At 59.0% G+C, this 15,989-nt stretch carries 13 protein-coding genes and 1 tRNA gene; 13 read left to right on the plus strand and 1 reads right to left on the minus strand.

The genetic code is table 11. The features are described from left to right. Positions 1-411: 411 nt before the first annotated feature. The 6 genes from GRX76_RS06805 (at position 412) to GRX76_RS06830 (ending at position 8,608) form a co-directional block, all read left to right on the plus strand. The gene (locus GRX76_RS06805; protein WP_160152618.1) at positions 412-1,026 is read left to right on the plus strand and encodes a molybdenum cofactor guanylyltransferase; all 615 of its coding nucleotides are present in this window, start codon (positions 412-414) and stop codon (positions 1,024-1,026) included. Positions 1,027-1,079: 53 nt separating this feature from the next. Beyond that, a complete protein-coding gene (gene modA / locus GRX76_RS06810) occupies positions 1,080-1,997 on the plus strand; it encodes a molybdate ABC transporter substrate-binding protein (RefSeq protein WP_160152619.1) in 918 nt (305 codons plus the stop codon). A gap of 622 nt (positions 1,998-2,619) precedes the next feature. After that, on the plus strand, positions 2,620-4,161 hold the full coding sequence (locus tag GRX76_RS06815; RefSeq protein ID WP_160152620.1) for a Re/Si-specific NAD(P)(+) transhydrogenase subunit alpha: 1,542 nt from the start codon (positions 2,620-2,622) through the stop codon (positions 4,159-4,161). Between the two features lie 12 nt (positions 4,162-4,173). Further along, entirely contained in the window at positions 4,174-5,571 is a 1,398-nt protein-coding gene (gene pntB, locus GRX76_RS06820) for a Re/Si-specific NAD(P)(+) transhydrogenase subunit beta (RefSeq protein ID WP_160152621.1), read from the plus strand. Between the two features lie 215 nt (positions 5,572-5,786). Beyond that, entirely contained in the window at positions 5,787-7,772 is a 1,986-nt protein-coding gene (locus GRX76_RS06825; RefSeq protein ID WP_160152622.1) for a hypothetical protein, read from the plus strand. A gap of 119 nt (positions 7,773-7,891) precedes the next feature. After that, positions 7,892-8,608 carry a rhamnogalacturonan acetylesterase gene (locus GRX76_RS06830; protein WP_370463953.1) on the plus strand — a complete coding sequence of 239 codons (717 nt, stop codon included), beginning with the start codon at positions 7,892-7,894 and terminating at the stop codon, positions 8,606-8,608. Between the two features lie 78 nt (positions 8,609-8,686). On the opposite strand, the gene GRX76_RS06835 is transcribed toward GRX76_RS06830, so the two are convergent. Continuing rightward, a complete protein-coding gene (locus GRX76_RS06835) occupies positions 8,687-8,992 on the minus strand; it encodes a YhbY family RNA-binding protein (RefSeq protein ID WP_160152624.1) in 306 nt (101 codons plus the stop codon). 222 nt (positions 8,993-9,214) lie between these two features. On the opposite strand from GRX76_RS06835, the gene rlmE reads away from it, so the two are divergent. From rlmE to GRX76_RS06870, 7 genes are all read left to right on the plus strand, one after another. Continuing rightward, a complete protein-coding gene (gene rlmE / locus GRX76_RS06840) occupies positions 9,215-9,835 on the plus strand; it encodes a 23S rRNA (uridine(2552)-2'-O)-methyltransferase RlmE (protein ID WP_160152625.1) in 621 nt (206 codons plus the stop codon). A 254-nt stretch (positions 9,836-10,089) separates the two neighbouring features. Next, the gene (ftsH, locus tag GRX76_RS06845; protein ID WP_160154857.1) at positions 10,090-12,003 is read left to right on the plus strand and encodes an ATP-dependent zinc metalloprotease FtsH; all 1,914 of its coding nucleotides are present in this window, start codon (positions 10,090-10,092) and stop codon (positions 12,001-12,003) included. A 127-nt stretch (positions 12,004-12,130) separates the two neighbouring features. Then, positions 12,131-12,973 carry a dihydropteroate synthase gene (folP, locus tag GRX76_RS06850; protein ID WP_160152626.1) on the plus strand — a complete coding sequence of 281 codons (843 nt, stop codon included), beginning with the start codon at positions 12,131-12,133 and terminating at the stop codon, positions 12,971-12,973. A gap of 59 nt (positions 12,974-13,032) precedes the next feature. Next, positions 13,033-14,376, plus strand: coding sequence for a phosphoglucosamine mutase (gene glmM / locus GRX76_RS06855; protein WP_160152627.1), 1,344 nt, complete (start codon positions 13,033-13,035; stop codon positions 14,374-14,376). 150 nt (positions 14,377-14,526) lie between these two features. Further along, positions 14,527-15,264, plus strand: a complete 738-nt coding sequence (tpiA, locus tag GRX76_RS06860) for a triose-phosphate isomerase (protein WP_160152628.1) — start codon at positions 14,527-14,529, stop codon at positions 15,262-15,264. A gap of 82 nt (positions 15,265-15,346) precedes the next feature. Continuing rightward, positions 15,347-15,784: a preprotein translocase subunit SecG gene (gene secG / locus GRX76_RS06865; protein ID WP_160152629.1), complete on the plus strand. Its 438-nt coding sequence runs from the start codon at positions 15,347-15,349 to the stop codon at positions 15,782-15,784. A gap of 35 nt (positions 15,785-15,819) precedes the next feature. Further along, a tRNA-Leu gene (locus GRX76_RS06870) sits at positions 15,820-15,905 on the plus strand. Positions 15,906-15,989: the final 84 nt, after the last annotated feature.

The raw sequence follows: 15,989 nt of genomic DNA on the forward strand, positions 1-15,989 counted from the left end.
AAAAAAGCCCGGCAGCACTGATTGTGCTGCCGGGCTTCTTTGCCTGTGACAATTAACAATCAAAAGTCGTACCAATTTTTCAAATCTAGCCGAGTGAACGGTATCTTTGGGCGCGGCCAGGTGTTGAGGTCACTTTTCGGCATCAAATTGCACGGGCGGGGTGCAATGGGTGCGAATGACGCTCTCTCGTGGTGCAGCGGGGTCTGTCGAGTGACTGTATTCGGTGCACACCTGGGGAGCTTCGTGCCCGAGCCGGATTGCGTATGGTCTGTTATCGGGCCCGGCTTCGGGTTCGCCACGAATAGGTTAGGATGAATGGAGGATGGGTGAACTGGGTGTGAGTAAGCAGGTGATAGGTCAGCCGCGAAAAATGGATGAGCCAAGAAGTAGAAGTCAGGGAAGCAGTAAAAAATGACAACTGACATTGATCGCACAGAGTCAATAAACGGTGTACCCAAGCGCGCCTGCCCAGTGGTACTGGCGGGTGGACAGTCCAGCCGCATGGGCCGGGACAAGGCGCTGCTAGAATTATCCAACGGGCGCAATTTGCTGGAGCAGGCCAAATGGCTGTTTGAAGACCTGGATGTGCCCGCCGGGTTGGAGCTGATGCCGACTCTGGTCAGCGGCAAGCGCCCGGGCGCCATCGCCGACCGGGTACCGGAGGCAGGTCCTCTCGGAGGATTGCAGGCCATTGCCGAGCACCTGCAGCAGTGGGCCTTGCCCTGTGATGCGCTAATAGTGGTGCCGGTGGATATGCCCCTGTTGAGCCGCAGCCTGATCCGCCAGTTGTGTGTGGCCGGGCAAGCGGTGGAGCAGGCGGTGTGTTTTGGTGACTTCTATTTGCCCTGCTGGTTGCCGCTGAATGCCCGCTGCCGATCGTACCTGGATGCGGCCGCTGCGGGGCATGCCATCGGGTCCATGCGCGCGCTGTTCGGCTTCCTGGGCTGTTTGCAGCTGCCGGTACCCGATGGGGACTGGCACCTGAATGTGAATCGGCCACAGGATTTCCAGCAACTGAAGTTGTAGGTCTGCTGCGGCGGGCCAATCTTTTCGCCCGCGGGGATTCGGAGGTAGCGCCCATGGACTGGTGGACAAGGATCCGCGCTCGCATCGTCTGTATGACATCGTGCCTTGCTGTGGGGCTTGCTTTGGGGCTTGCGCTGGTACTCTCCGGCTGCGGAAGCCGCGACCCGGCCGTCTTGAAGCTGGCGGTGGATGCCAGCTTTCAGCCGGCGATCGAAGCGTTGCGACCGGATTTCGAAGCTTCCTGCGGTTGCCGCTTGGAGATAACCAGCGGCGCCAGTGGCCTGCTGTACAGTCAAATTCGTGCCGGCGAGTCTTTCGACCTGTTCTTTTCTGCGGATAGCGCCCGGCCCGTACTGTTGGAAAAAGCCGGCCTAACGGTTCCCGCCAGCCGCCAGACCTATGCCCGGGGGCAATTGGCCCTTTGGGTCAGCCGTGAAATCTCCGGCGATAAATCTTCAGGTTACTCGACTCTGGCGGCGAAACTGGCGGGCGGCGATGCGGCCCTGACGCCGCGCCAGCTGATTCTGCTGCTGGGGCGGGGCAAGCACAAACTGGTGGTAGCTGACCCACAGCTGGCACCAGATGGTGATGCCGCGGTAAAAATGCTGAAGAAGTTCCGCCTCTGGCCGCGTCTGAAAAGCCGCATGCTGTATGCGGGCCACGCGGGGCACGCGCAGATCATGCTGAGCCAGGGGGAGGGGGATATGGGGCTGATCCCCTATGGGCAGGCACTGGCCTCCGGGAGCAAGGGGCAGTTTATGCGCATCCCGTTTCAGTTCCACCCTCCCATAGAACAGCAGTTGGTTATTCTGCGCAGTACTCGCGAGCGCACCCGCGCAATCCAGTTGCTGCAGTACCTCCGTTCTCAGCCGGTCCAGTTGCGGCTCACAAGGCTGGGTTTTATGGCGGCCGGTGTCACTTCGGGCAATCTGGCAGGTAGTCCCGCAATCAATCCCACAGGCCACCGTTAAATCGATGGGATTTATATCCGGGTATAAACCGTTTCAATAGAAAAGGTTTCATATAAACCTTTTTTATATTTGCTCAAATAATTGGTTTTATTTGATACCTATTCCAATGCTGACTAAATACTATTTCAAAGCGTTATTGTTTATTTCGCTAATCGAAAAACCCTTTGGAATAGTTAATTAAATATTTGTTTATATGAACGCAAAATATTCCGAAATCGGGAGTCTGATTATTTTTGCGCCAGTTTCTTTAGGTTGACGTGAATTGAGCTCTATTTAATTGATTGTCAGTAAAGTCACGCTAAATTTCCGATTTTTCGTTACTCGTGTAACTTTTTCTGCTGTTTTTTAAGCAATTTTCGGCATTTTTAATAAAATTCCACTAAACGAGTAATAAGAATCCTCTATTTCCGTTGCCGAAATTTATTCTCTTTAATGCATCGTCCTACCGAAAAGGTTTTAATTCCTCGGAAAAGTTTTTTTCCCGAGGGCGCCCGCCTGCACTCTGCAATCGGGAGTCCGATTTTCGGGAATCATAATCAGCGGTATCGATCAGCCATCATCCAACTCTCCTGGAGTGGATGGGCTATATAACAATGAAAATTTATTAACGGGAGCACAAACGGTGATTATTGCCATACCAAAGGAGACGGCGCCGGGCGAGGCGCGGGTGGCGGCAACGCCAGCCAGCGTCAAGCGACTCCAGTCGCTGGGCTTTGACGTTGTTGTCGAACAGGGGGCCGGTGAAGCAGCCAGCTTCCCGGACGCCGAATACGAACAGGCCGGTGCCAAGCTGTGTGCCAACGCTGCTGAGTGCCTGAGCCAGGCGGGCATCGTACTGAAAGTACAGCAGCCGAACGACGCCGAGCTGGACCTGATCCCCAGCGGCGCCACCCTGGTGGCCTTCCTCAAGCCTGCGCAGAACGAAGCGCTGCTGAAGAAGTTCGCCGACAAAAACATCAATGCGCTGGCGGTGGAATCTATTCCGCGTATTTCCCGCGCCCAGAAAATGGACGCGCTCAGCTCCATGGCCAATATCGCCGGCTATCGTGCGGTGATCGAGGCAGCGCACAACTTTGGTCGCTTCTTTACTGGCCAGATTACTGCCGCGGGCAAGATTCCTCCGGCCAAGGTGCTGGTGATCGGTGCCGGTGTTGCCGGTCTGTCTGCCATTGGTACTGCCAAGAGCATGGGCGCCATCGTGCGCGCGTTCGACACCCGCCCTGAAGTACGCGAGCAGGTCGAGTCCATGGGTGCGGAATTCCTCACCGTGGAAATCGAGGAAGACGGCTCCGGCACTGGCGGTTACGCCAAGCAGATGTCCAAGGAGTTTATCGACGCGGAAATGGCCCTGTTCCGCGAACAGGCCAAGGAAGTGGACATCGTCATCACCACCGCGCTGATCCCCGGCAAGCCGGCACCGAAACTGTGGCTGGCGGACATGGTGGAAACCATGGCCGACGGTTCCGTGGTTGTGGACCTGGCGGCGGAAATGGGCGGTAACTGTGACTACACCGTGGCCGACGAGCGTGTGGTGAAAAGCGGTGTGACCATTCTCGGTTACACCAACCTGGCGAGCCGTGCGGCCACCCAGTCCTCCACCCTGTACGCCACCAACCTGTGCCACCTGTTGACCGACATGACACCGGAGAAGAACGGCGAGATCGTCATCAACTTCGAAGACGAAGCGGTCCGCGGTGCCACCGTGGTGAAGGAAGGTGAAATCACCTGGCCACCGCCCGCGCCGAAAATCTCCGCTGCGCCCCAGCAGAAAAAGCCGGAGCCGCAGATCCAGGTAGAGCCCAAGCCGGAGAAGAAAACTTCCCCGCTGTCGCTGGTGGCTTTCTGGGCCGTGGCCGGTGCGCTGCTGCTGGCGCTGGGCAAATCCGCCCCGGCGGACTTCGTGGCCCACTTTACCGTGTTTGTACTGTCCATCTTTATCGGCTGGCAGGTGATCTGGAACGTATCCCACGCGCTGCACACGCCGCTAATGAGTGTGACCAACGCCATTTCCGGCATCGTGATCATCGGTGCTCTGTTACAGGTGGGGGCCACCGGTTCTTTCCTGGTGACCATCATGGCGTTTGTGGCGGTACTGTTTGCCAGTATCAACATCTTCGGTGGTTTCTTCGTAACCCACCGTATGCTGAAAATGTTCCGTCGATAAGGAGAGGCAGACATGAATAGCGTAATTTCTATGGCGTATCTGTTCTCCGCGGTGATGTTCATCCTGAGCCTCGGCGGACTGTCCACTCACGAAACTGCACGTCGCGGTAACTACTACGGCATGGTGGGCATGGCGGTTGCCATCATTGCCACCGTCGCCGGTATCACTTCTGGCGCCTACCTGCCCGTTGGCATCGCCATGGGCGTGGGCGCGGTGATCGGTATTCATCTGGCGCGCAAGGTCGAAATGACTGCAATGCCGCAGCTGGTAGCCCTGCTGCACAGCTTTGTGGGCCTGGCTGCGGTACTGATCGGCTGGGGCGGTTACCTGGATCCGCGCATCAATCTCGAAGGTGCCGCACACATCGTGCACAACTCCGAGATCTTTATCGGCGTGTTCATCGGTGCCATCACCCTGACCGGCTCCATCGTTGCCTTCGGCAAGCTGCAGGGCCTGATCTCCGGTAAACCGCTGATGTTGCCGGCACGCCACTGGCTGAACCTGATCGCGCTGGTGATCTGTGTGGTACTGGGTGCCCAGTTCATCCCGGCGGATGTGAGCAGCGCCACCATCATCAACCTGATGGTGATGACCGGTATCGCGCTGCTGCTGGGTATCCACCTGATCGCTGCCATCGGCGGTGCGGATATGCCGGTCGTGATCTCCATGCTGAACAGCTACTCCGGCTGGGCCGCAGCGGCGACCGGCTTCATGCTGAGCAATGACCTGCTGATCGTGATCGGCGCTCTGGTGGGCTCCTCCGGTGCCATCCTGAGCTACATCATGTGTCGCGGTATGAACCGCTCCTTTGTCAGCGTGATTCTGGGTGGCTTCGGTTCCGACGGTACCGTTGCCAGCTCCGATGGCGAGGAAGAGGGCGAGGCCGTTGCCACCACCCACGACGAGCTGGCGGACGACCTGAAAGCGGCGAAAAGCATCGTGATCGTGCCTGGCTTTGGTATGGCCGTGGCCCACGCCCAGCAGGCGGTGAGCGATCTCACCGACAAGCTGCGCAAGGCTGGCAAAACCGTACGCTTCGGCATCCACCCGGTAGCGGGTCGCCTGCCCGGACACATGAACGTACTGCTGGCGGAAGCCAACGTGCCGTACGATATCGTGCTGGAGATGGAAGAGATCAATGACGACTTCCCGGAAACCGACCTGGTGCTGGTGATCGGTGCCAACGACACCGTCAACCCGGACGCGGTCGAGAAGCCCGGTTCCCCCATCGCCGGTATGCCGGTACTGGAAGTGTGGAAGGCGGGCAAAGTGGTGGTGCTGAAGCGCTCCATGGCCTCCGGCTACGCGGGGGTTTCCAACCCGCTGTTCTTCAAGGACAACTCGCGCATGCTGTTTGGCGACGCCAAAGACAGCTTGCAGAGCGTACTGGGCAAGCTGACCCCGGCCTGATCTGATCAGCCCGGTCAGAGACCAGAAAGGCGGCCCCCGCAAGGTGGCCGCCTTTTTTTATCCAGTCGCTGCCCAGCTCTTGGGAGTGAATGGCCGGTGTCGATCATTGGTCAGACCGGTGGTAATCTTAGGTGCCAAAGTATCCATGACTGCCCCGGGTGAGATACGCCCCTGTGCTGCGCAAGTTGTCACTCTAACGATAAAAAGATCTGATCATGCACCTTGTAAACCGACCTCTCGCCAAGTTGTTTGTCCGCGCCACAGGCGTGGCCCTCAGTGCTTTTGTATTGACCGCCTGTGGCGGTGGTGGAGGCAGTGATGGAGGGAACCGGAATGATGGCGGCACCAACCCGCCAGTAACGCCAAGCCCGGCGGGGCTGACCCTGACCGGGGACGAGAGTGCTGTCACCGGGAATTCGGTAGGAATCGTCGCGAGCCTGTCCGAGCAGGGCTACAACCGCTATAGCTGGCAGCAACTTTCCGGCCCCACTGTCGATATCATTGCGGGCAACGGTACCGCCGGTATCAGTTTTGACGCCCAGTTTGCGGGCGATTATCGCTTTCAGCTCACCGCTACCCATCGCGATGGCAGCACTCTCGAAGACACCTTTACGATATCGGTATCCCCCGGCGACACCGGCTCCCGGGTGCAATTGCGGGCGGATCGGGCGGTCAGCGAGGGTGCCGATTTTTCCCTGCGCCTCAATGCCAGCCAGTACGCCGGTGGCGTGAACTCCTGGCACTTTGAGCAGCTGTCCGGCCCCCAGGCAACCCTGCAGGAAGACGACTCCGGTGAACCGGTGATTTTTGTAACCGCGCCACGGGTAGAAGGCGGAGACCAGGTGCTGACGTTCCGGGGAACCCTGGAAACCACGGCGGGCTATGTTACCGATATTGCCTATGTGGTGGTGCAGGACCGCCCGGAAGTGACCAGCGAATACTTCTGTGATGGCGATGGTGACTACTGCGGGAAAAGTTCGCCACTGAACAAGGTTTACAGCTACCGCGCAGACAGCCCTTACCGGGACTTTATTGGCGACTGCGTCTATTCCAATCAGCTGGGCGACGACAACCTCTGTACCCTGGGGACACTGCCGGTGATCGGCATGCAAAGCAGCGCGCCGACGGTGGACCAGATCATGGATCACGTGGTGGTTTCCCACGACTGGATGGGGAGCAACTTCGAGCGCTTCCTTGAACAGCTCGATCCCCACAGCGACTTTGCCAACCTGTTGCGTGCTACCACTGCCATTGTTATTTCCAGCGATGTGCGCCCGTCATTTTACTGGCAGCTCACCGGTGCCATTTACCTCGATCCGGACAGCCTGTGGCTGTCGCCGGAGCAGCGCGACGTGATCAACGAGCAGCCGGACTACCGCAGCGGTTTTGGCTCCGAGCTGAACTTCGTCACCCCCTGGCGCTATGTCAAAAACAACAACTACGCCTTCTACAACTATTACATCGCCGATCGCTACAGCCGGCCCTTCAGTGAGCTGGAAGCGGATCTCGGTTCACTGCTTTATCACGAGCTGGCGCACGCCAACGACGCCCTGTCCCAGGCAAAAATCAGCAGCGGCCTGGATCGCAACGATATTTTCTTCAACCAGGCCCAGAGTGGCTCGGTGGTGAACGAATCGGTAACCGCGGTGAACCCGATGGTTTCCTCGGAGCTGTATGCACTGGCGGAAGTACGTTCCCGCGGTGCCAAGGCGACCACTACCCAGAAGGCCTACACGCCCAGTGATATATCCGGGTTTTTCTTTCCGGATTCCGCTAACGATTTTTACAGCTACACCACCCCCTGGGAAGATACGGCAATGCTGTTTGAAGAGACCATGATGAGCCTGCGCTACGGCATAGAGCGCGATATCGCTGTTACTAGCCGGCCTCTGGCCCCCATGTCGGCGGACGATTACAAAGTGGATCGCGGCCAGCGGGGGCGTATCGGCTCCGAACGCCTTCGCGCGCGGGCCAGCACTGCGGTGCAGGGGCTTTTACCGGAAGCCTGGGCCGAGGCCGATGCACATCTGAAGAGCATTCTTCCCATGGCGTTGTGCGCGGGCGAGGGCTGGGGGCAGAACCTCAATCCCGCCTGCGAGGGCCAGTCCGGATTACTGCGCTTTGCGGCACCGATGCCGAGCGGGGCGGTTCCCATGCCCACCGAGCGTCCGCGGAGCTTTTTACCGCCTACCCGGTTTTAACGACAGAACACAAAAAAGATTCGCGAAAAATAACGCGAAAACAGACGACGAGAGGTGTTATGAAACTGTTTAAACAGCTGGCCATCGCCAGTGCCCTGTTGACCGCGAGTGCAACTGCCATGGCCAGTGATTCTGAGACCACCATTTTCATGGCCGGCGACTCCACCATGGCCATCAAGGAACTCAAGGATTACCCGGAGACCGGTTGGGGTGTGCCCTTTGCTGTGTTTTTTGACGACGCTATCAAGGTCGAAAACCGGGCCATGAACGGCCGCAGCACCCGCACCTTTATCGAGGAAGAGCGCTGGGCCGGCATCATGAGTGAGCTCAAGACCGGGGATTACGTGATCATCCAGTTCGGCCACAACGACGAGTCGGAACAGAAAGAAGACCGTTACACCAATCCGGAGCAGTACAAGGCCAATCTGTCGCGCTTCATCAACGACGTGCGCCAGGCCAAAGCCGAGCCCATTCTGATGTCACCCATCACCCGTCGTTACTTCGATGGTGAGCACACCATCCAGCACACCCACCCCTACGCGCCGCTGGTGCGGGAAGTGGCGGCAAAAGAAAAGGTCGAATTCATCGATATGGAAGTGGTGACCCGGGAATACTTCCAGGCCATGGGCGATAAGGATTCCGCGCTGCGCTTTATGCATATAGCGCCGGGCCTGCACCCGAATTACCCGGTGGGTGTACGCGACGATACCCACCTGAACCACATGGGCGCCCGTGAGGTGGCTCAGCTGGTACTGGCAGAGCTGCGCAAACGCAACCACCCACTGGTCGAGCGCCTGCGCACACCGGACCCCAAGCACTTGGCACTCAAGTACTGATACGTCTGGAAGCGGGTTAGAAGAGGCTTGAGGAGGGCCGGGCCGGAACAGGTGTCCGGCCCGGTGAGACCGGTCAGATCAGGGGCGCAGCAGGTTGGACAGCTTGGCGTTGGGCCGGCCGGCCTTGCGGAAGATCAGCGCGATTTTGCCGATTTCCTGCACCAGCTCTGCTTTGCTCTGTGCGCACAGCTCGGTGATCAGCTCCTTGCGCACATCGCGGTCGTTGACCGCCAGTTTGACCTTGATCAGCTCGTGGTCGTTGAGGGCGCGGTTCAGTTCTCCCATCACCCCTTCAGTCAGTCCCTTGTCGGCGACCGTCACCACGGGCTTGAGGTTGTGACCGAGGGCGCGCAGCGCTTTTTTACGGTCGGTGCTTAAAGGCATACAATACTCCATCCTTAATTCGGCAGTGGCTGCCGCTGGGGGTGGGCTGGGCTACACGCTATGAGCGGGTCCATGGGAGTCTCTTTCCATGGAAGCCTCTATAGTAGTGAGCAGAGCCCGCAATCATGCGGAAGTGCGTGGTCAGCAGCAGCGATGCGATTGTCCGCCCCTGTCTAACCTAAAAGTTGGCAACCCCAACCTTCAAGCGATGTATTGTAACTGATGGGCCGATCCAAGAGCAGCCACCGCTGGCTGAGAGAACATTTTAACGACCACTACGTCAAACAATCCCAGAAAGAGGGCTACCGCTCCCGTGCCTCCTACAAATTGCAGGAGCTGCAGGAGAAGGACCGCCTGATCAAGCCGGGGATGACGGTAGTGGATCTCGGCGCCGCTCCCGGGGGCTGGTCCCAGGTAGCTGCAGAACTGGTTGGCCACAAAGGCCGGGTTATTGCATCAGACATCCTTGAGATGGATGCCCTGGCGGGGGTTGAGTTCCTGCAGGGGGATTTCACCGAGGAGTCGGTGTTCGAGCAGCTGCTGGAAATTCTCGGCGAAGAGCGCGCCGACCTTGTGATTTCCGATATGGCCCCCAATATGAGTGGAGTGCGTGCTGTGGATCAGCCGGCTTCCATGTATCTGGTGGAGCTGGCGGTGGATATGGCGCGGCAGGTGTTGAAGCCGGGCGGCGCTTTTGTAGCCAAAGTCTTCCAGGGTGAGGGCTTTGACGAACTGATCCGCGACCTGCGCAGTCAATACCAGACCGTGGTCACCCGCAAACCCGGTGCATCCCGTCCCCGCTCCCGCGAGGTCTATGTCGTTGCGCGTGGCTTCAAAGGCTGATCGAGGGCTGAGTAGGGGTTGATAACCGGATGACCGGGCAGTGTTTGCAGTTTTGGTGCGGGCGCTCCGCTGTGGTAAAACGGCAGCCTGCGTCAGCTAATTAGACGCCAAACTCCGGTTATCTCGACCAGTCCTTCTGGCAGGATGACCGGGGCGACAGATTTACGATTTTCGCCGCCTATACTGGGTGGAATGGAATTACCGGCTGAAGCAATAGCTGAGGCAAAGGAAAGAGGGCAAACCCTTTGAACGATATGGCAAAGAATCTGGTGTTGTGGCTGATCATCGCTGCGGTGCTGCTGATGGTCTTTCAGAACTTCAAGCCGCAAACCCGGGATCAGTCCATCAGCTACTCCGAATTTGTGCAGGACGTGCAGTCCGGCCAAATCAAGGATGTGCTGGTAGATGGCCTGGTGATCACCGGCGAAAAAGCCGATGGCAGCCGATTCAAAACCATTCAGCCGCAGATCATCGACGACGAACTCACCAATGAAATGGTGCGCGGCGGCGTCAAGTTCAACGGCCGTGAGCCTGAATCCCCCAGCATCTGGCAGCAGCTGCTGGTTGCCAGCTTCCCGATCCTGATCATCATTGCCGTGTTCATGTTCTTCATGCGCCAGATGCAGGGCGGCGCCGGCGGCCGCTCCGGCCCCATGGCCTTCGGTAAGAGCAAGGCGCGTCTGTTAGGCGAAGACCAGATCAAAACCACCTTCGCCGACGTGGCGGGTGTGGATGAAGCCAAAGAAGACGTACAGGAGCTGGTCGAGTTCCTGCGTGACCCGTCCAAATTCCAGCGCCTCGGCGGTGCCATTCCCCGCGGCGTATTGATGGCGGGCCCTCCCGGTACCGGTAAAACCCTGCTGGCCAAGGCCATCGCCGGTGAAGCGAAGGTACCCTTCTTCTCCATCTCCGGCTCCGACTTTGTGGAAATGTTCGTGGGTGTGGGTGCCTCCCGCGTGCGCGACATGTTCGAACAGGCCAAGAAGCAGGCCCCCTGCATCATCTTTATCGACGAGATCGACGCCGTCGGCCGCCACCGTGGCGCCGGTGTGGGCGGCGGTCACGACGAGCGCGAACAGACCCTGAACCAGCTCTTGGTAGAAATGGACGGCTTTGAAGGTAACGAGGGCGTGATTGTCATCGCCGCCACCAACCGTCCGGACGTACTCGACTCCGCATTGCTGCGCCCCGGTCGTTTCGACCGCCAGGTATTCGTTGGCCTGCCGGATATCCGCGGCCGCGAACAGATCCTGAAAGTACATATGCGCAAGGTGCCCCTGGACGAGCGCGTAGACCCGCAGACCATTGCCCGCGGTACTCCCGGCTTCTCCGGTGCCGACCTCGCCAACCTGGTGAATGAGGCTGCACTGTTTGCCGCCCGCGCCAACCGTCGCATGGTCACCATGGATGAGTTCGAGCGCGCCCGCGACAAGATCATGATGGGTGCCGAGCGCAAATCCATGGTGATGAACGAGAAGGAAAAGACCAACACCGCCTACCACGAGGCTGGCCACGCGATTATTGGCCGCCTGGTGCCGGAGCACGACCCGGTGCATAAGGTCACCATCATTCCTCGCGGCCGCGCCTTGGGTGTTACCCAGTTCCTACCGGAAGAGGACAAATACAGCCTGTCCAAGCGCGCGCTGGAATCCCAGCTGTGCTCCCTGTTTGGCGGCCGTATCGCTGAAGAAATGACCCTGGGTATCGACGGTGTCACCACCGGTGCCTCCAACGATATCGAGCGCGCCACCGACATTGCCCGCAACATGGTGACCAAGTGGGGCCTGTCCGAAAAGCTCGGCCCGTTGCACTACGGTGAAGATGACAGCGGCCAGCCCGGCCACGGCAACCCGATTTCCGGCAAGACCTCCAACGAGATCGACGAGGAAGTGCGCCGTATCATCGACACCTGCTACGACCGCGCGCAGAAACTGCTGGAAGAAAACCGGGATATCCTGGAAGCGATGAAAGATGCGCTGATGGAATACGAGACCCTGGATGCGGAGCAGGTAGATGACCTGATGGCCCGCCGCAAAGTGCGTCCGCCCAAAGACTGGAACGACAACGACTATTCCGGCGGCAACGGCTCCATGGAAGAGGATGCCAGCGAGCCGGAAAAGCCGAAAGACAGCGATACCCCGGTGGGTGGCCCGGTTAACGGCCACTGACCGGAATGCCTGTAAGGCCAGTGGCCACACAGGTATCTGCAGCACCGATCCAAAAGCGGGCCCCCGGGCCCGCTTTTGTTTCCGGATCCCTAAATCCCGAGTAATCACCCTGGCGAATCAACCGGCTATGAAGTTGCACTGCGGCAAACACACCCTGGATCTGTCCCGTCCTCAGATCATGGGAATCCTCAATACAACACCGGACTCCTTTTCCGATGGCGGCAGCTACTACGAAGGTCAGCAGCTTGACCTGGACCTGGTTCTCAAGCGTGCCGAGCAGATGTGTCAGGAAGGGGCCAGTATTCTGGATATCGGCGGTGAGTCCACGCGCCCCGGCGCCGACCCTGTGACCGAAGAAGAGGAGCTGGCGCGCGTGGTACCGGTGGTCGAGGCCATCAGCCAGCGCCTGGATGTGGTCATCTCCGTGGATACCAGCACCGCGGCGGTGATCCGCGAATCCGCGGCTGTCGGCGCGGGCCTGATCAATGATGTGCGAGCACTCACTCGCCCCGGCGCCCTCGAAACAGCAGCCGCCACCGACCTGCCGGTATGCTTGATGCACATGCAGGGCAAGCCCGCCACCATGCAGAATGCACCGGTGTACCAGAACGTAGTGGCGGAAGTGCGGTCTTATCTCGATGAGCGGATGCGCGCCTGCGAGGCCGCGGGCATCAGTCGTGAACGGATTATCTATGACCCGGGTTTTGGCTTTGGCAAAACCGACGAGCACCATCTCGAGATGCTGCGCCGGTTGCGAGAATTGGCTCCGGCGGATATTCCGCTACTGGTCGGCATGTCCCGTAAGTCCATGATCGGCCGCCTGCTGGATCGCCCGGTGGACCAGCGTTTGCCGGGCAGCCTGGCACTGGCAATGCTGTCGGCCCAGCGCGGCGCGAGCATCATTCGCGTGCACGATGTGGCCGCGACGGCGGACGTGATCCGGCTCCAGCAGCTGGTAGAGGCTCTCTAAGGCTTAAACAGGCTAAGAGTTAACTCAGCTAAGAATTAAACAAGCGAAAGAAGTGACAGATGGCGAGAAAATATTTTGGCACCGACGGTATTCGCGGCCTTGTTGGTGAGGGAGCAATCACTCCGGAATTCATGCTGCGCCTCGGCTATGCCGCCGGTAAGGTGCTGGGCGCGCAGCAGGGCAAAGGCCGTAGCCGCATCCTGATCGGCAAGGACACCCGGGTATCCGGCTATATGTTCGAGGCCGCCCTGGAGGCGGGCCTGATCAATGCCGGTGTGGATGTTGGCCTGCTGGGCCCCATGCCCACCCCGGCCATCGCCTACCTCACCCGCACCTTCCACGCCCAGGCGGGGATCGTCATCAGCGCATCGCACAATCCCTATCAGGACAACGGCATCAAGTTCTTCAGTGCCGATGGCAGCAAGCTGCCGGATCAGGTCGAAGCGGATATTGAGGCCGCCCTCGATCTCCCCATGGAAACGGCCAAAGACCTGGGCAAAGCCTGGCGGATCGACGATGCGGTCGGCCGTTATATCGAATTCTGCAAGGCCAGCACTCCCTGGCGCTACTCCCTTGAAGGTTTGAGCATTGTGCTTGACTGCGCCAACGGCGCCACCTACCACATTGCGCCCAAAGTATTCCGTGAGCTGGGCGCCGAGGTGCACGCCATCGGCATCCAGCCGGACGGCCTGAATATCAATCTGGACTGCGGTTCCACCAAGCCCCAGCAACTGCAACAAGCGGTGGTTGAGCGCGGTGCGGACCTAGGTATCGCCTTTGATGGCGACGGCGACCGCGTGATGTTCGTCGACAAGCAGGGCACCCTGATCGACGGCGACCAGCTGCTGTTCCTCATCGCCATTCACCGCCAGCAGTTCCTTGGTGGCTGCAACGGTGTGGTTGGCACATTGATGAGCAACTACGGCTTTGAGCTGGCACTGAAAGACCGCAAGATTCCCTTCACCCGTGCCAAGGTCGGCGACCGCTATGTGCTGGAGCAGATGTACAAAAATGGCTGGACCCTGGGGGGCGAGTCATCCGGGCACATCGTCTGTACCGATGTCACCACCACCGGCGATGGCATTATCTCCGCGCTGCAGGTGCTGCGCGCAGTGAGCGATTTCGGCGAACCGCTGGACCAGCTCTGCGCGAAGATGGAGATGTTGCCCCAGCAGATGATCAATGTACGCCTCGCCAGTCGCGACGGCGTGCTGGACCACACCGATGTGCAGGCAGCGGTGACCACCGCAGAATCGACCCTGGCGGGTAGTGGCCGCGTACTGTTGCGCCCCTCCGGAACCGAACCCCTGATTCGGGTCATGGTGGAGGGCAAGGACCCGGTGCTGGTAGAGCAGCTGGCCGGCGACATCGCCAAAGTGGTGGAGCGGGTGGGCAACGCCTGAGCGGACACACTTGTGAATGCTTCCGGGCTTCCGTGAACCAAGCTCCGGAAGCCTTTGATAAACCAATAGAAAAACCACGAAATATCCGCAAACGCTGGTTGTATGTTACCGGCAATACCGCTAAGATTTGCGCCCCTTGGAGGAGCACCGATGCGTAAAACACTGGTAGCTGCCAACTGGAAAATGCACGGTAGCAAAGCGTTTGCCGAGCAACTGTTGGCCGAGCTGAACAGCGGACTCAAGTCCGGAGATTGCTCCGCCCAGGTGGTGATCTGCCCGCCTTTTCCCTACCTCAGCGTAGTGGCGGAAGCGGCAGACCAGCTGATTGCGGGTGCGCAAAACCTCAGCGAGCAGTCCTCCGGTGCTTTTACCGGTGAAGTCTCCGCAGAGATGCTGCTCGATTGTGGCGTTCGCTACGTGATCGTCGGTCATTCAGAGCGTCGCAGCCTGTATGGCGAGAGCAGCGAACTGGTTGCGGCCAAATTTGCCGCCGCCAAGGCCGCCGGCCTGATCCCGATCCTCTGCGTAGGCGAGTCCCTCGAGGAGCGCGAATCGGGCAAGACCCTGGACGTAGTCGCCGAGCAGATCCAGGCGGTAAGCGCACTGGGCCTGGCCGACACCTGGAGTGATGCAGTGATTGCCTATGAGCCTGTGTGGGCCATCGGCACCGGCAAAACAGCCAGCCCGGAACAGGCGCAGGAAGTGCACCAGTTCATTCGCCAGCAGCTTGGTGAAGCAGGTGCAGGCACTCAGATCCTCTACGGCGGCAGCGTAAAAGCCGCAAACGCAGAAGAGCTGTTTGCAAAGGCAGACATTGATGGCGCACTGGTTGGTGGCGCATCTCTGAAGGCCGAAGAATTTATCAGTATCTGCAAAGCAGCTCCCTGAGCCGCATAGCAGGTCAACATTGAAATCGAGCCTCGGCTCATAAGACGAAGGGCCTGCGGCCCAACAGCAGGTTTTCTGGACAATGGAAAAACTGGTTTTAGTAGTTCACATCCTGACTGCACTGAGCATCATTGCTCTGATTCTGCTGCAGCAGGGTAAAGGTGCGGAAGCAGGTGCCTCCTTCGGTGCGGGCGCGTCCCAGACCGTTTTTGGTAGCCAGGGCAGCGGAAATTTCTTTTCCCGCTTGACTGGAATCATGGCGACTGTATTCTTCGTCACCAGCTTCGGCCTGGCCATCCTCGCCAGCGGAAAAAACGAAGCGAACGTAGATGCTGACCTGCCGCAAGTACCTGCAGCAGTAGAGCAGCGCGGCGAAGCGCCGGCAGCGGTTGAAGGCGACATCCCTGAAGTTCAGGAACAAGCCCCGGCCGCAGACGACCTGCCAGCAGTAGAAGAAGCCCCTCAGGCTGAACTGCCAGAAGCAGGCGAAGAAGTAGAAGCTGAGGAGCAGCCTCAGTAAGCCGAAAGGCTTAAATCAAAAACTGAAAAGTTTTTGCCCAGGTGGTGGAATTGGTAGACACGCTATCTTGAGGGGGTAGTGAGCTATGCTCGTGCGGGTTCAAGTCCCGCCCTGGGCACCACATTGAAAGCCGGACTTTTCATGGGTTCGGTATCCTTCCAAAAGCCCCGCATTGCGGGGCTTTTGTGTTTCTGAAGCGCTCAAA

It is taken from the genome of Microbulbifer sp. ALW1 (assembly GCF_009903625.1).
Taxonomy (GTDB): Bacteria; Pseudomonadota; Gammaproteobacteria; order Pseudomonadales; family Cellvibrionaceae; genus Microbulbifer.

Bases quoted from the DNA above. Each gene is read 5' to 3' on its own strand.
- GRX76_RS06830 (WP_370463953.1), top strand. From the start codon at position 7,892: ATGGCCAGTGATTCTGAGACCACCATTTTCATGGCCGGCGACTCCACC.
- GRX76_RS06825 (WP_160152622.1), top strand. From the start codon at position 5,787: ATGCACCTTGTAAACCGACCTCTCGCCAAGTTGTTTGTCCGCGCCACA.
- glmM (WP_160152627.1), top strand. From the start codon at position 13,033: ATGGCGAGAAAATATTTTGGCACCGACGGTATTCGCGGCCTTGTTGGT.
- GRX76_RS06805 (WP_160152618.1), top strand. From the start codon at position 412: ATGACAACTGACATTGATCGCACAGAGTCAATAAACGGTGTACCCAAG.
- tpiA (WP_160152628.1), top strand. From the start codon at position 14,527: ATGCGTAAAACACTGGTAGCTGCCAACTGGAAAATGCACGGTAGCAAA.
- folP (WP_160152626.1), top strand. From the start codon at position 12,131: ATGAAGTTGCACTGCGGCAAACACACCCTGGATCTGTCCCGTCCTCAG.
- pntB (WP_160152621.1), top strand. From the start codon at position 4,174: ATGAATAGCGTAATTTCTATGGCGTATCTGTTCTCCGCGGTGATGTTC.
- modA (WP_160152619.1), top strand. From the start codon at position 1,080: ATGGACTGGTGGACAAGGATCCGCGCTCGCATCGTCTGTATGACATCG.
- GRX76_RS06835 (WP_160152624.1), bottom strand. From the start codon at position 8,992: ATGCCTTTAAGCACCGACCGTAAAAAAGCGCTGCGCGCCCTCGGTCAC.
- rlmE (WP_160152625.1), top strand. From the start codon at position 9,215: ATGGGCCGATCCAAGAGCAGCCACCGCTGGCTGAGAGAACATTTTAAC.
- secG (WP_160152629.1), top strand. From the start codon at position 15,347: ATGGAAAAACTGGTTTTAGTAGTTCACATCCTGACTGCACTGAGCATC.
- ftsH (WP_160154857.1), top strand. From the start codon at position 10,090: ATGGCAAAGAATCTGGTGTTGTGGCTGATCATCGCTGCGGTGCTGCTG.